The organism is Pannus brasiliensis CCIBt3594, from assembly GCF_036688125.1.
In the GTDB taxonomy this organism is placed as follows: Bacteria; Cyanobacteriota; Cyanobacteriia; order Cyanobacteriales; family Microcystaceae; genus Pannus; species Pannus brasiliensis.
This window is the reverse complement of the sequence record NZ_JBAFSM010000012.1, coordinates 79,026-92,814: the sequence shown is the minus strand read 5'-3', so window position 1 is coordinate 92,814 and position 13,789 is coordinate 79,026. Positions and strand designations below refer to the sequence as shown.

Below are 13,789 nucleotides of genomic sequence, written 5' to 3'. Positions count from 1 at the left end.
TTCCGATAGGGTAATCTACAGATATGTACGACGATGAATTCAGCGCGCTCGAATCCCCCGACTCTTTCGAGACTCCCCCGGATTCCCTAGACGAGATCGATGAGGAAACCGAGAGTTTACCCGATCCGGAGGAAATGTTACCCCTGCTCGTTTCGCCGAACCCGACCCAACGGATGACCGCGGCGCGGGCTTTCTGCGAACTCCGAGACGAACGGGCGATCGCTCCCCTCCTGGCGTTACTCGACGATATCTGTCCCCTGGTGCGGGTGAGTGTCGCCTACGCGTTGGGACGCAATCCCTCGCCCCTAGCGGTCGCCCCCCTGATCGACCTTCTCGATCGGGACTGGAACGGCTACGTTCGTAAGGGGATCGTCTGGGCGTTGGGCAATTGCGGCGATCGACGGGCGATCCCCCCCTTACTCCACGCCCTGAAAACCGATATCTCGGCGGTACGACTCTGGGCGGCCAGTAGTCTGTCCACGATCGCCAAGATGAACTACGCGGACGCGATCGGCGCGCTCCCCCCGTTAATCGAGGGATTGCGACGGGACGAGATGGCCGCGGTCCGCGGCAACTGCGCCTGGTCGATCGGGCAGTTGTGCCGGGAATTGCCCTCGAACGTGATCTACGCGACGGCGATCGACGCGCTGATCGAGGCGTTGGTCGAGGACGAGGATCTCGGGGTCAAGGAAGACGCGCGCGGGGCGTTATTAAAAGTGGGCGATCCGAGAGGTTTACAGATGATCGAGGAACTAGAGCTTGAAGGAGTTATCTAAACCGCTCATTATCGGGGTCACGGGAGCGTCGGGACTGATTTACGCCGTTCGCGCCCTGAAATATTTACTCGCAGCCGACTACTCGATCGATCTGGTGGCCTCGAAATCCGCCTATCTCGTCTGGCAGGCCGAGGAAAATATCCGGATGCCCCCGGAACCGGATTTACAGGAACGATTCTGGCGCGAGAGGTGCGGGGTAAACGAGACCGGAAAACTCCGCTGTCATCGATCGACGGACGTGGGCGCCTCGATCGCCAGCGGCTCCTTCCGAACGCTGGGAATGGTGATTCTTCCCTGTAGCATGAGTACGGTGGCGAAAATCGCGGGGGGCTTGAGTTCCGATCTCCTAGAGAGGGCGGCGGACGTACAGATCAAGGAGGGGCGAAAATTAGTCCTCGTTCCCCGCGAGACCCCCTTTAGTCTGATCCATCTCCGCAACCTGACCACCCTCGCGGAAGCCGGGGTTAGAATTGTTCCAGCGATCCCCGCGTGGTACCATCACCCGCGCTCGATCGAGGATCTGGTCGATTTCGTCGTCGCCCGCGCCCTCGATCAACTAGAGATCGATTGTGTACCGCTCGATCGCTGGGAGGGGCATTAGATCTCCTGCAAAAATCAAAAATTTTTGGTTGGGACGGGAGTCAGGAGCCAGGAGTCAGGAGTCAGGAGGAGAAAGGAGGGATAGAGAGAGCGGAAAATCGCGGAAATTCCTAACAACGAGGTCTAGTATGGGTTGGATTGTTTTTCTCGTGGCGATCGGGATCGGGGGATTACTGTTCTGGCAGAATCTCCAGGCGATCACCCTGATCTTTTTCGGGGGGGTGATGACCGTGACGCTACCGATCGCCCTTTGGGTGCTACTGTTTACCGGGGCGGGAATTATCAGTAGTCTGACCCTACAATTTCTCTACAGTTTCGGCCGTCCTCTGGCGCGGCCGCGAGAGGTCGATCGAACGGGACCGCGACCCTCGCCCTCATCCATTCCCCCGCGTCAACCCTACGCGATAAACGAAGATTCTCGATCGACCGTCCCGCCTACCGTTCCGCCCGCGTCGCGACCGCGGGACGATTGGGAACGCGATAGTAATGCCGACGATTGGAACGTGGAGGTTCCCCCCGAACAACCGACGAGAATTCAAGAACCGGAAATTCGCGATCGAGTGGAAGATCGGACGAGAATTCAAGAACCGGCAGTTCAAGAGCGGGTTCAAGATCGATCGATCGCGGACGAGAAACCGGCGGATTCCGAAAATTCGCCCCCCCCGGCCCCCCGCGAGAGAACGGCCGCGGTATACTCCTACAGTTATCGAACCGCTCGCCAGACCCGGGGGGAAAGCGGGGATACCGTGTACGACGCGAACTATCGGATTATCACTCCCCCCGATCGGGAAGAAACGGGAACGCCCGCTAACCCGGACGAGGACGAGGATTGGATTTAAAGAGTGGCGAGGAAAGACTCGCGCGATTCCTGTCTCACCCGTCCCGCCATCGCCGCCTGTTGTAAGCTGATAAAGGCTTCTAGCTCTTCGTCCCCGTACTCCCTCGCTAACATCTGTCGCAGACTATCCTCCGCCTCGCGACTGAGAAATCCCGTGTCGATCGCCTGTTGTACCACCTCTCGAATCGTATTCATTCTCGTTCCCGTGTCGATCGATAACGTTCCGACCATAATTTCTTTCAAAATATAAACTTTCGGTAAATATTATTGCGAACCTTTCCCAAAATTTACCTTGATTGTAACGCGCTCGGTTCTGTCTCCCTCTATTGATTCGTGTATACTCGCGGGAATTTTTCAAGGTCTTGTTAACCGTCCCGGATAATAACGACGATCGAATCCCGGATCTCCGTGAAATTACTGAACGATCTGACGGGTATAAGTTCCCCATAACCGCGCGGCCTGTTGACTACTCCCGGACGTGGGGGAATTATTATCGTTACCCAACCAGATCCCCGTCACCAGATCCCGTCGCGGCACGTACCCGATAAACCAGAGATCGACACCGGAATTCGTCGTTCCCGTTTTACCGGCCTCTCCCATGCCTAAACTCGCCGCCGACCCGGTGCCGTTAGCGATCGCCCCCCGCAGTAATCCGGTCATCGTCCGGGCTACCTCGGGCGAGATCGCCTGTCGTTGGTTATCCGGATTCCCGGAACGCGAGTAGATCACCCGGCAGGTTTTCGGATCGTCGGCTTTCTGACAGTCTCCCCCGTCGAGAACGCGCTCGATGGCGTGAGGCCGATTCCAAATCCCGTTATTGTCGAAAGTCGCGTAAGCTCCCGTCATTTCGAGAAGATGTACCTCGCTCTGACCGAGAACGAGACCGGGAACGGGATCGAGGGGCGATTCAATCCCCATGCGCTCGGCCAGTCTCACGATATCGTTCAATCCCGCCTCGCGGGCGACCCGGAGCGCGATGGCGTTTTCCGAGCGGGCTATTCCTTGGTACATATCGATCGAGCCACTACTGCGCTCGCAGGGTTTATAAACCTGTCCTTCCCAGGAGACCGAATCGCAGGAATACAGTTTCGCCGGCGAGATCCCCTTTTCCAAGGCCGAAGCGTAGGCGAACACTTTAAAAGTAGAACCCGGTTGGCGTTCGGCCTGTACCGCTCGATCGAACTGACTTTTCTGGTAATCCACCCCCCCGACGAGAGCGAGAATCGCCCCGGTACGGGTATTTAGCGTCACCATCGACCCCTGAGAGTAGCGATATCGCTCCCCCTGTTCCGTCACGTTCTTTTTTAACGCTTTCTCGGCGATCGATTGCATTCGCGGATCGAGACTCGTCTCGACGATAAAATTCCCCTCTTTCGCCACTTCCTCCCCTAAAAGGTCTTCTAATTCCTGGAAAACATAGCTGTAGAAGTAGGGGGCGATCGCCCGCGAGAGAGCCTGCTTCGCCTTGGGACTGACCTCGACGCGCGATCGTCTTGCCCGGTTCGCTTCCTCGGCGGTAATCATGCCCAGCTTGGCCATGCGATCGATCACCCGATTGCGGAGTTGTACCGAGGTCTCGTAATCCTGAACGGGATTGAAACGGTTGGGAGCCGGTAACATGGCCACCAGCGTGGCCGCTTCCGACAGGGTAAGATCCGCCGCCGATTTATCGAAATAAAACCGGGCCGCGTCCTCGAAGCCGTACCCTCCCGCGCCCAGATACACCCGGTTGAGATAGGTTTTTAATAACTCGTCCTTACTATAAGCCGCCTCTAGTTTGAGCGCGACCACCATCTCGCGGAATTTCCTGCCCGCGGTGTTCTGTCGTCCCACTTCGGGAAAGAGACTGCGGGCTAACTGCTGGGTCAGGGTACTCGCGCCCTGACGGGTATCGCGCGCGAGAAAATTGACCACGATCGCCCGGAAGACACCGTAGGGATCGACCCCGAAATGCCAGTAAAAGCGACTATCCTCGGACGCGATCAACGCTAGGGGTAGATAGCGGGAAAAGTCCCCGATTTTTTTCAATTCTCGATGGTTTTCCCGACGACCGGGAACGAGGGGGGTCACGCCGTCTCTCGCGTAGACCACGACCGGCCCGGTGACACCGGACGGCAGGGGATAGACGGTGATATCTCGACCCTCCCAGACAATTCCCAGAGCCAGCAGTCCCAACACTCCCCCGGTCGCGTACAGTCCGTAACGGAACAGTCGCGCGGCTAAGGGGGGCGGGTTGTAATACTCGATCGTCACCGCGTTGGCCAGATCGGGAGGGGCCAGGGTGAGGGTATCGCCGTGGCGTAGGGGGAGACTTTGCAGGCGACGTTTGCCGCTATAAACCCCGTTGGTGGAATTCTCGTCTTTAATCAGGAAACCGTTCGGATTTTTCGGGTCGCGGTGCAGGGAACAATGTACCTGGCTGATCACCGGGTTGCGAATGGTGATATCGCAGGAACTCGAACTCCGGCCGATCAGGTAGCGATCGCCGACGAGGGGATAGGTCGCCTCCGTTTCGCCTCCCTCACCTTTCACGCGCAGTTCGGGAACTCTCGCCCCTTTTTTCAACAGCGCCCGCTCGTTCATCCGTCCTTGTAGTTTTTGGACGGCCACGGTGACGAGTTGGCTGAGGGGAGGTTTCGGGGGTCGTGTCGGTTGGTGGCTCATAGGGGTTCGGGGATGGGCGTTACCGGTAGGAAGCGGGCCGGGGCGAGGTTAAGGACGGAAAGGAACGAGGACGGTTTCCCGCGAGCCGATCCGCCGGAGAAACATTACCGATTGTTAAAATCCTCGCGGTTATCTGTCGGCCTATCACGTCGATCGAGATCGGTGTCCGTAGGTTCATTATAATTTGAGCTAGAATCTGTCCGTAGAAATACGGGAATGATCTGCCCGCCTTTCTCGGGAATTTCCGGGATGGCGAGCGGCACTATCCGGGCGGTTGACCGGTTCGATGACAGAAACACGGAGGGACGCGGTTCGGACAGGGTTTGTCTCCCGCCCGCGGTACGCTGGGAACTCCCGGTCGCTCGCGAGAGAACGGCCCCCGCGCGCTCGCATCCCGAGACGTATCCCGGAAATCTCGTGCCGACTCTCCCCCGTATTCCCGGTCGGGATCGATTCTTCCGGGATCGGCCCGATCTCCGCCCCCGCTATCCGCCGTTGTAAGATAAATTATTTTACTTTGTTCTTTAACCGGTTCGAGCGCGATTTTCTCCCCGTTCCCCCCCGAAATTAACGATGGTCTCCAGAGGTTTCATGAACTCCCCCGTCCCCGATCTCTCTCTCTATCAATCCCTGGAAGGCGGCGATCTCTCGCCGATCGCGGTGAGTTCCGCGACTTTGAAAGGAGTCGTGAAAACCTCGATCGATTTTCTGATCGAGCGACAGATCGAGGCGACCGTCTGGTTCAAACTCCCCCTGTCCCCCTCGTGGAACGCGGAAATCGATCGGTATCTCCAACGGGGTCGGGCGAAAAAGGTGTATCTCTGCACGACCCGCGAGGATAAAACCGGAACGCTCGCGAACACCCCTTCCCCGGTCATTCCCGTCACCCTAGAAGCGAACTCCCATTGGAAACGGGAATGTTTCACGATCGTTCTCTCGGAAGAATTTTCCAGTTTGTTAGTGGCGCGATTACAGGCGGCCCCGGCCCGCAGGGAAACGAGATGGCAGTTATTCTATGTTTTCGACCTCTCGGTGATCGAGCGGTTACTGGAGAGCCTCGAACGCTCGATCGCCATTACCGACACGACCCCGGAAGACATTCTCGCGCTCCGTTCCTTCCCGCCGGCCCCGAACCCCGGTGTTACTCTCGAAGCACTCCAACAATTACTGTTCAAGCAGATCCGGCAGACCGAGAGGGTTCAGGAACGGGTCACGGGAGAGTCCGGGGCGATCGAGGCGATCGAGCGGCTTACCGAATCCCTAGCCCACAATCGGGAAGTGCTTCAGAATTTTACCCAGGAACTGAGATTACCGCTGACGAATATGAAAACCGCCCTCCGGCTGTTGGATTCGATGCAGTCCAAGCGGGAACTCCGCCAGCGCTATCTCGAACTCCTACACAAGGAGTGCGATCGCCAGAATTTATTACTAACGGGATTGCAGGAGTTTATCCAGTTCACCCAAAACGTTCCCCGGCCGCAAGATAGCCCGCTCAAATTGGAGGATCTGATTCCGGGCATCGTTAGCACCTATCAACCGCTCGCGGAAGAACGGGGGATTCTGCTCGGTTACACGATCCCGGCGGGATTTCCCGCGGTCGCCTGTCCGGAATCCTGGCTACGGCATATCCTGTTAAATTTGCTCAATAATAGTTTAAAATTCACGCCCCCCGAGGGACGGGTTCACGTACAGGCCATGCTCCGACAAGACAGCGTGGAAATTACGGTCAGCGATACGGGAAGTGGTATCGATCCCGAAGATATCCCCCGAGTTTTTCAAAGTTTTTATAAAGGACGCAACCTGTCGGGCCGGGTCGGCAATAGTGCGGGCTTGGGTCTCACCCTCGTGAAATATCTCGTCACTCACTGCGGGGGATCGATCGAGGTGAACAGCAAGGTGGGCAAGGGAACCACTTTCAAGCTCACCCTACCGCTCGTGCCGACGGAGGGGTAAACGAGGAGTCAGGAGTCAGGAGGCAGGAGGCAGGAGTCAGGAGGCAGGAGTCAGGAGGCAGGAGAAAGAGTAAAATAACCGAAAATGTCATTAAAACACTATTAATTTTGCATCATTCCAATTTTTGAGGGTTTTATATTCTCGAAAACGAAGCGTGCGGATTTCCTCGCGAGAGTCCCTTCACGCTTCTTCATGAAAACCTTGTCCCGATCGACCGATCGCCGGAAGATCGAGAGAAACGATCGATAGAGAACCATGACCACGGCGACCGGATTTTTAAACACCACGGACTTGACAAAAGACGACTATTGTGTATTCGGCTTGGCGACCTGCTTTCTCAAACAGGACGGCGAACTGATAACGGTACAGATCGTCGAGCCGATACCTTCCGCCGCGCTAGAGGCGATTTTACAGGGAATCCCCACTTCGTACCGCTTCGCGAGCGCGTTAACCCTCGGCGATTGCTTCAATGGCGAGATCCCGCGGGTTCCCGCCGGATTTCCGGACGAGGCACAACTGGGCGAGAACTTCATCGAGAGAGCGATCGCCGCGACCCGCACCTATAAAAGTCACCCGCGCGACCGGGAATTAATTCCCGCCGGAACCACCCGCGACGATTTACACTTCTCCCTCGACAAAAAACGCGTCCTCAACGCCGTCCATGTCGTGCGCACCGAGGATAACGTCAAACAGCACTCCCACACCCATAAAGTGTTGTAAGGGGACTTTCTGCGGTCAGAGGTCAGCTTTCAGCGATTGGGGGAAGAGCTTTCTTTCGCGGATTCCGTAACCCGTAACGGTTTTGGGCTGGCGGCTGACCGATCGCAACGATCGATATTTTGGCAAATTCACTTTTAGCAGACTATAAAGATCGTGAATTCGAGCTTTGAGAAGGAAAATAGCCTTTTATTGCCGCTTAAAGCTCGATTTGATGTATTCTTACTCCTGCCTCCTGCCTCCTGTCTCCTGCCTCCTGCCTCCTGCCTCCTGTCTCCTGTCTCCTGTCTCCTGTCTCCTGTCTCCTGTCTCCTGTCTCCTGGCTCCTGACTCCTGACTCCTGGCTCCTTTGACCTCCCACTCGGGAAAGAACCGGAAATGATCGAAGCGTGTTATGCTAGGAAATGACTCGGACTCGCGCGATCGTAACGCCCAAACCTTGTCAGGACCGGAAGGTAGCAGCAATACGGGATGCTTACGATAGGCGCGATCTCCGGGTCTTTTTATTGCCCGCGACGGTTTTCCAGATAAATTCCCGTGAACGCTTACAAAACGTTTCGATCGCTCGATACCCCGACGCGCTATCAGCTTTTAATTCTCTTCATCACGGCGCTATTTTTCTGGACGAGCATTACCACCCTCCTACCGATCCTCCCTATCTATATCGAAGATCTCGGCGGTACGAAACAACAAGTCGGGATCGTCATGGGGAGTTTCGCTATCGGTTTAATTTTCTCCCGCGCTTGGTTGGGTTATCTGGTCGATCGTCGCAGTCGGAAATTAGTCATTACCATCGGCGCTTTCGTGGCCGCGACCGCTCCCCTCGGTTATTTAGTCGCGCCCGCCATTCCTTCGCTGATGGTGATCCGCGCCTATCACGGGATCTGTGTGGCCGCGTTCGCCACTGGATACAGTACCCTGGTGGTCGATTTTTCGCCGATCAAACAGCGGGGGGAGATTATCGGCTATATGAGTTTAACCGCGCCGTTGGGGATGGGGATCGGCCCGGCGTTGGGAAGTGTCCTCCAGAAATCGATCGACTACGAGGGGTTATTTCTCCTCTCGGCCGGTTTGGGAACGATGGCTCTGCTGATGAACACCCGAATCCGGGAACCGAGTCACAAGGAACGATTGGCGCGACAACAGGAAGAGTCCGATAATACTCCCGATCGCACCTTCTGGCAATTGTTCCGCGAACCGGCCTTGCTCGTTCCCACCGTCATCTTCTTTCTCGCCGGTACGATATTCGGTGGTATCGCCTCGTTTTTACCGTTATTTATCCGGGAAGCGAATCTAGCCTTTAGCGCGGGCGCATTTTATAGTTACGCCGCCGTTTCCGGGGTTTTGGGGCGGATCGTGTCGGGAGGGTCGAGCGATCGCTACGGCCGGGGATTATTTATTACCGCCAGTCTATTCTCCTACGCGCTCTCCATGTTCCTGTTAATCCGCGCGAGTTCGCCGTTAGAAATCACCGTCGCCGCTATCGCCGAGGGTGCCGGAGGGGGGATTCTCTTCCCGATGTTGTTAGCGTTAATCTCCGATCGCTCTCGATCGGGCGAGCGGGGACGGGCTTACGCGATCTGTATCGGCGGTTTCGACGTGGGAACGGCTCTCGCGGGGCCTCTACTCGGAGTTTTCGAGATCGGCTACCGGACGATGTTTACCGTCTCTCTCGGGTTAGCGGGAGTCGCGCTATTCGTCTTCTTTACCCTGTCGAATAAATCGATCGCTCGATCGTTCCGTTTCGCCTGGGGATTGGATAAAGATCGATACGCGATCGATCTTTAAAAGTCAGGAAATGGGAGAGTTTTTCAGCCGCGTGTCTCCCGATCAATCCGCGTTATCATTACGTCAACGGCGATCGAAATAGAACTCTATGACAGTTGTTATCGCGAAGTCTTATGTCGAGTACCGGAACGAGGGATATTGGGTAGAAGGAAGCCGAGTTTCTCTCGATTCCATTGTTTACGCTTTCCGCGATGGATTATCGCCGGAAAACATCGCTCGATCGTTTCCGACGCTCACCTTAGAACAGGTTTATGGATCGATCGCTTTCTATCTAGCCAATCGCGACGAGATCGACGCTTATCTAGTCGCCGAAGAAGACGCGTTCGATTCTATGCCTCAACCGCTAGAATCGATCGATCCCGCTTTATATCACAAACTAATCGCCGCTAAAACCGCTAAACAACGGGTAAAATCGTGAAGATCCGCTATCAGGCAGACGCGGATCTGAATCAGGCGATCGTGACGGGGGTTTTACGACGGGAATCCGCCATCGATTTTCAAACCGCTTTTGAAGCCTGATTACAAGGACTGAAAGATCGGGAAGTCCTAGCGCTCGCGACGGAACAGGAACGGATTCTCGTCAGCCACGATCGAAAAACCATGCCTTCAGAATTCGCGAAATTTATAACCGAACGAACCAGTTCCGGAGTGATCCTCGTTTCCCGAAAATTATCGATCGAGCTTGTTATCGAAGAATTATTGCTGATTTGGGAAGCGTCTAGCGCGGAGGAATGGCTGAACCGTATCGCTAAACTACCTCTCTAATTTTTTCGGCGCGAACTCGCTCCCGAATCAAACCACGATCCTTCCCTTTTCCACCGTGAGAACCCGCGAGGACTGCAACCAGCGCGCGTCGAAAGAACTTAAATGAGTGGTCGTGATTAACGTTTGAAAACGATCCTCGATCGCGTCCAATAACTGATTCTGTCGGTGTAGATCCAGTTCCGCGAGAACATCATCGAGAAGCAGTAAAGGCGGTTCGCCGATAATTTCCTCTAGTAACTGCAATTCCGCCAATTTTAACGCTAAAACTAACGTTCTCTGTTGTCCCTGGGAACCGTAGGAACGCGCCGGGGTATTATCGATCGAGAACTCCACATCGTCGCGATGGGGGCCCACCACCGATGCCCCTAACTGTCTTTCCGCCATCCGTCGGCTTTCAATTCTCTCTAAAAACGCCTTCTGAACGTGAATCGGATCGTCCGACTCCCACGGTACATTCGGCGCGTAACGAATCTCTAATTCTTCCGTTTTCCCGCTAATACTCTCGTGCCAGCGTTTCGCCAACGGGGTCAATCTTTCCAACACCCGCGCCCGCCGTCTCGTCACCCGCGATCCCGTCTCCGCGAGTTGGCTATCCCAAAGCGCCAGTTGAGACAGAGAATCGAACAGATCCGCCGGGGATTCGCCTTCCGTTTCTTTCTTGCGGATCTCTTTTAACAGCGCGTTTCTCTGTCGCAAAACCTGGTTATATTGCCCGAGAATGTGGCTGTAAAGGGGTTCGAGTTGGATTAATAACGTATCTAACCAATCCCGGCGCGTTTCCGGGCCGCCGCGGACCAATTCGAGATCGAGGCTGGAAAATTGTACCGCGTTGAGAACCCCCAAAAAATCCAGATGACGGCGGAGGGGTTCGCGATCGCGGATCACGGTACGACGACCGGACGCGCGGAGCAGTAAACTGAGTTCCGATGTCCCGTAAGCGCGGGCCACTCTGGCAAAAATTCTCGCCTCCGCTTCTCCTTCTAAAACGAGATCGCGGTCTTTACTCACCCGATGACTTTTTAAAGTGGCGAGAAGTTCGATCGCCTCCAGTAAATTCGATTTCCCCCGCGCGTTATCGCCGACTAGGATGGTTTTTCGGGCCTCGAACTTTACCGTCTGATCTTCATAGTTCCGAAATCGTTGTAGGTGTAGATATTCGAGATACATCGACAGCGGGGGGCTTTCTTCCTACCAATTTTTTAACTCTAGCACTTTAAAAACTATCGCCGTTATCGATCGAGCGACAACCCTTCAAGTTAACCGACGGGAATCGATCGAAGCCGATAACGGCGATAATATAAGTAACGGGCTTGGAGAGACTCGAACTCCCGACCTTGTGGTCCGTAGCCACACGCTCTAATCCACTAAGCTACAAGCCCTTGCTTTTTTTTCTCAACAGTATATCAATATAACACAGGTTCACACGATGACGCAAGAGGGTACGGAAAAATTATCCCATCTCGATGAAACCGGCGAGGCCCGGATGGTGGATGTGTCGGCGAAAACGCCCACGAAACGCGTCGCGGTGGCGGAAGGACTGGTTCGGATGACACGGACGACTTTCGAGGCGATCGAGGCGGGAAACGCGCCGAAAGGAGACGTTTTAGGCACCGCCCGGATCGCTGGAATCATGGCGGCCAAACAAACCGCGACCCTAATTCCCCTCTGTCATCCCCTGCCTTTACAAAAAGTCGAGGTACAGATGATCGCCGAGGAAACTCTACCGGGCTACCGAATTCGATCGACCGTGGCCACGAAAGCGGAAACCGGGGTCGAGATGGAAGCGTTAACGGCGGTTTCCGTGGCCGCGCTGACCCTGTACGATATGGCCAAGGCGTTGGAAAAAGGCATGATTATCGAACAGATCCGTTTAATCAGCAAGACCGGCGGCAAATCCGGGGATTACTCCGCCGGTACACTAGGAGAAGAACCGTAATTCACCGATCAACTATGCCCCCTCGCTGGCCCCGTAAACCCGATCGACAAAACGACCCCGACTATCGCCGTCTCGACGATCGCATGAATTTCGCCGTCCATGTCGCCGTCTTTCTCGCCGTTAACTCCGGGATGTGGTTCTTTCACATCATCAAATTCCCCGACTGGACGTGGCTAAACTGGTTCACGGGAATTTGGGCTATCCTGTTAGTGGGACATTTGATTTATATAGCGGCGATCGCCGACTACTCGGTAAAATCCAATGGCTAACACTACACGAGAAATCGAAACCCTAGCGGCGCAAATCGGCGAGAATATCTATATCGACGTGGCGAAATGGCATCTCTATCTCCGGGAAGCCCATTTACACACCGTTCTCGCCGAAAAAGTATTCCCTTTGGTAGAAGACGATAATTTGAGCGAATCCGCCGTTACCGACATCCTCCGGGAGATTAAAGTCCCGCTCGGCGGCGGACATTTACAGGTGTCTCTCGCCGATCTTCTGCCGACGAAATGCCAGGTAGATTTGATGGATCTGCTGGAAGAGTATCAAAAAAACCGCTAGAGTCGATCGAAAAAGTACGCCTCGCGACGGGACGGCGGGAACTAACGAGATACAGTAGTTAGAGAAGAGTCCGCGGAGGCGAACAATGGAAATCGGCGTTCCAAAAGAGATTAAAGATCGAGAATTTCGGGTCGGGTTGAGTCCGAGTAGTGTCCGCGTTCTGAGCGATCGGGGCCACACGGTTTTCGTGGAAACCGGCGCGGGATTGGGCGCGGGTTTTACCGACGAGGATTATTTCAAAGCCGGCGCGAAGATCGTCGAGGCCGCGAAAAGCGCGTGGGAACGGGAGTTAGTGGTCAAGGTAAAAGAACCCCTTCCCGCGGAATACGGCTATTTAAACAAAGAATCCCTGTTATTTACCTATTTACATCTCGCGGCCGCCCGATCGCTTACCGAAGCGTTACTAGAATCGGGAACCACGGCGATCGCCTACGAGACCGTGGAACTTCCCGACGGCAGACTTCCCCTACTCACCCCCATGAGTATTATCGCCGGCCGTCTCTCGGTACAGTTCGGCGCGCGCTATTTAGAGAAACAACAGGGCGGCCGCGGTGTCTTATTGGGCGGTTTTCCCGGTGTGAAACCCGGTCACGTCGCGATTCTCGGTGGCGGTGTCGTGGGGACGGAAGCGGCCCGGATAGCGATCGGTATGGGCGCGCGGGTGAGTATTCTGGATATCAATGTCGATCGACTGGCCTATCTAGAAACCCTCTTCGGTTCGCGGGTGGAATATCTCTACAGTAGCCCCGCGTCGATCGAGATGGTGGTTCCCGACGCGGATCTGCTCGTCGGCGCGGTCTTGGTTCTCGGCAAACGCGCTCCCATTCTCGTCTCGCGGGAAATCGTCCGAAAAATGCGCCCCGGTTCGGTAATCGTCGATGTAGCGGTGGATCAGGGCGGTTGTATCGAAACCCTGCGGGCTACCTCCCACAGTCACCCCACCTATACCGAGGAAGGGGTCGTTCATTACGGCGTTCCCAATATGCCGGGAGCGGTTCCCTGGACGGCTACCCAGGCGCTAAACAATAGTACCCTGCCCTACGTGGTCAAATTAGCCGATAACGGGGTGAAAGCGCTCGATAAAGACGCTTCTCTCGCCAAGGGATTAAACGTGGCGGCCGGTCGGATCGTCCACCCGGCGGTACGCGAGGTCTTTCCCGATCTCGGTTGAGCGATTATATCTCCCGC

Annotated in this window: 16 protein-coding genes, 1 tRNA gene and 1 other RNA gene; 13 read left to right on the top strand and 5 right to left on the bottom strand. The window is 55.4% G+C overall.

The annotated features are described in order from the left end of the window. The first annotated feature begins 23 nt into the window (after positions 1-23). The 3 genes from V0288_RS08155 to V0288_RS08145 all read left to right on the top strand — a co-directional run bounded on the left by V0288_RS08155 (position 24) and on the right by V0288_RS08145 (position 2,215). Positions 24-776: a HEAT repeat domain-containing protein gene (locus V0288_RS08155; protein ID WP_332864578.1), complete on the top strand. Its 753-nt coding sequence runs from the start codon at positions 24-26 to the stop codon at positions 774-776. Further along, a complete protein-coding gene (locus tag V0288_RS08150; RefSeq protein WP_332864577.1) occupies positions 760-1,377 on the top strand; it encodes a flavin prenyltransferase UbiX in 618 nt (205 codons plus the stop codon). The genes V0288_RS08155 and V0288_RS08150 overlap by 17 nt, the downstream gene beginning before the upstream one ends. Positions 1,378-1,504: 127 nt before the next feature. Next, on the top strand, positions 1,505-2,215 hold the full coding sequence (locus V0288_RS08145; protein WP_332864576.1) for a LapA family protein: 711 nt from the start codon (positions 1,505-1,507) through the stop codon (positions 2,213-2,215). On the opposite strand, the gene V0288_RS08140 is transcribed toward V0288_RS08145, so the two are convergent. Further along, positions 2,212-2,457, bottom strand: coding sequence for a hypothetical protein (locus V0288_RS08140; RefSeq protein ID WP_332864575.1), 246 nt, complete (start codon positions 2,455-2,457; stop codon positions 2,212-2,214). The genes V0288_RS08145 and V0288_RS08140 overlap by 4 nt on opposite strands. Positions 2,458-2,628: 171 nt before the next feature. Next, on the bottom strand, positions 2,629-4,878 hold the full coding sequence (locus tag V0288_RS08135; RefSeq protein ID WP_332864574.1) for a PBP1A family penicillin-binding protein: 2,250 nt from the start codon (positions 4,876-4,878) through the stop codon (positions 2,629-2,631). 573 nt (positions 4,879-5,451) lie between these two features. Between V0288_RS08135 and V0288_RS08130 the strand changes: the two genes are divergently transcribed. After that, positions 5,452-6,831 (top strand): ATP-binding protein, encoded by a 1,380-nt coding sequence (locus V0288_RS08130; RefSeq protein WP_332864573.1) that lies wholly within the window; start codon positions 5,452-5,454, stop codon positions 6,829-6,831. Positions 6,832-7,086: 255 nt separating this feature from the next. Further along, positions 7,087-7,551: a hypothetical protein gene (locus V0288_RS08125; RefSeq protein ID WP_332864572.1), complete on the top strand. Its 465-nt coding sequence runs from the start codon at positions 7,087-7,089 to the stop codon at positions 7,549-7,551. Between the two features lie 196 nt (positions 7,552-7,747). Here the strand turns inward: V0288_RS08125 and V0288_RS08120 are convergent, their stop codons facing one another. Beyond that, positions 7,748-7,909: a hypothetical protein gene (locus V0288_RS08120; protein WP_332864571.1), complete on the bottom strand. Its 162-nt coding sequence runs from the start codon at positions 7,907-7,909 to the stop codon at positions 7,748-7,750. Between the two features lie 45 nt (positions 7,910-7,954). Here V0288_RS08120 and ffs point away from each other — a divergent pair. From ffs to V0288_RS08100, 4 genes are all read left to right on the top strand, one after another. After that, positions 7,955-8,051: signal recognition particle sRNA small type (ffs, locus tag V0288_RS08115), an RNA gene on the top strand. Positions 8,052-8,085: 34 nt separating this feature from the next. Next, entirely contained in the window at positions 8,086-9,336 is a 1,251-nt protein-coding gene (locus V0288_RS08110) for an MFS transporter (RefSeq protein WP_332864570.1), read from the top strand. Between the two features lie 88 nt (positions 9,337-9,424). Then, the gene (locus V0288_RS08105) at positions 9,425-9,754 is read left to right on the top strand and encodes a DUF433 domain-containing protein (protein ID WP_332864569.1); all 330 of its coding nucleotides are present in this window, start codon (positions 9,425-9,427) and stop codon (positions 9,752-9,754) included. Positions 9,755-9,864: 110 nt separating this feature from the next. Continuing rightward, entirely contained in the window at positions 9,865-10,101 is a 237-nt protein-coding gene (locus V0288_RS08100; protein ID WP_332864615.1) for a DUF5615 family PIN-like protein, read from the top strand. Positions 10,102-10,128: 27 nt separating this feature from the next. On the opposite strand, the gene recF is transcribed toward V0288_RS08100, so the two are convergent. Continuing rightward, on the bottom strand, positions 10,129-11,268 hold the full coding sequence (gene recF, locus V0288_RS08095; RefSeq protein WP_332864568.1) for a DNA replication/repair protein RecF: 1,140 nt from the start codon (positions 11,266-11,268) through the stop codon (positions 10,129-10,131). Positions 11,269-11,406: 138 nt separating this feature from the next. Beyond that, positions 11,407-11,480 (bottom strand) — tRNA-Arg (locus V0288_RS08090). A 47-nt stretch (positions 11,481-11,527) separates the two neighbouring features. Between V0288_RS08090 and moaC the strand changes: the two genes are divergently transcribed. From moaC to ald, 4 genes are all read left to right on the top strand, one after another. Then, positions 11,528-12,037, top strand: a complete 510-nt coding sequence (gene moaC / locus V0288_RS08085) for a cyclic pyranopterin monophosphate synthase MoaC (RefSeq protein ID WP_332864567.1) — start codon at positions 11,528-11,530, stop codon at positions 12,035-12,037. Positions 12,038-12,051: 14 nt separating this feature from the next. Then, complete coding sequence (locus tag V0288_RS08080) at positions 12,052-12,306, top strand: 2TM domain-containing protein (protein WP_332864566.1); 255 nt, start codon at positions 12,052-12,054, stop codon at positions 12,304-12,306. Next, positions 12,299-12,601, top strand: coding sequence for a DUF3181 family protein (locus tag V0288_RS08075; protein ID WP_332864565.1), 303 nt, complete (start codon positions 12,299-12,301; stop codon positions 12,599-12,601). Before V0288_RS08080 ends, V0288_RS08075 begins: the two co-directional genes overlap by 8 nt. 85 nt (positions 12,602-12,686) lie before the next feature. Then, positions 12,687-13,772: an alanine dehydrogenase gene (gene ald / locus V0288_RS08070; RefSeq protein WP_332864564.1), complete on the top strand. Its 1,086-nt coding sequence runs from the start codon at positions 12,687-12,689 to the stop codon at positions 13,770-13,772. Positions 13,773-13,789 lie beyond the last annotated feature (17 nt).

Coding starts and splice junctions, on each gene's coding strand:
- V0288_RS08130 (WP_332864573.1), top strand. CDS start 5,452: ATGGTCTCCAGAGGTTTCATGAACTCCCCCGTCCCCGATCTCTCTCTC.
- V0288_RS08155 (WP_332864578.1), top strand. CDS start 24: ATGTACGACGATGAATTCAGCGCGCTCGAATCCCCCGACTCTTTCGAG.
- V0288_RS08135 (WP_332864574.1), bottom strand. CDS start 4,878: ATGAGCCACCAACCGACACGACCCCCGAAACCTCCCCTCAGCCAACTC.
- recF (WP_332864568.1), bottom strand. CDS start 11,268: ATGTATCTCGAATATCTACACCTACAACGATTTCGGAACTATGAAGAT.
- V0288_RS08105 (WP_332864569.1), top strand. CDS start 9,425: ATGACAGTTGTTATCGCGAAGTCTTATGTCGAGTACCGGAACGAGGGA.
- ald (WP_332864564.1), top strand. CDS start 12,687: ATGGAAATCGGCGTTCCAAAAGAGATTAAAGATCGAGAATTTCGGGTC.
- V0288_RS08145 (WP_332864576.1), top strand. CDS start 1,505: ATGGGTTGGATTGTTTTTCTCGTGGCGATCGGGATCGGGGGATTACTG.
- V0288_RS08125 (WP_332864572.1), top strand. CDS start 7,087: ATGACCACGGCGACCGGATTTTTAAACACCACGGACTTGACAAAAGAC.
- V0288_RS08080 (WP_332864566.1), top strand. CDS start 12,052: ATGCCCCCTCGCTGGCCCCGTAAACCCGATCGACAAAACGACCCCGAC.
- V0288_RS08075 (WP_332864565.1), top strand. CDS start 12,299: ATGGCTAACACTACACGAGAAATCGAAACCCTAGCGGCGCAAATCGGC.
- moaC (WP_332864567.1), top strand. CDS start 11,528: ATGACGCAAGAGGGTACGGAAAAATTATCCCATCTCGATGAAACCGGC.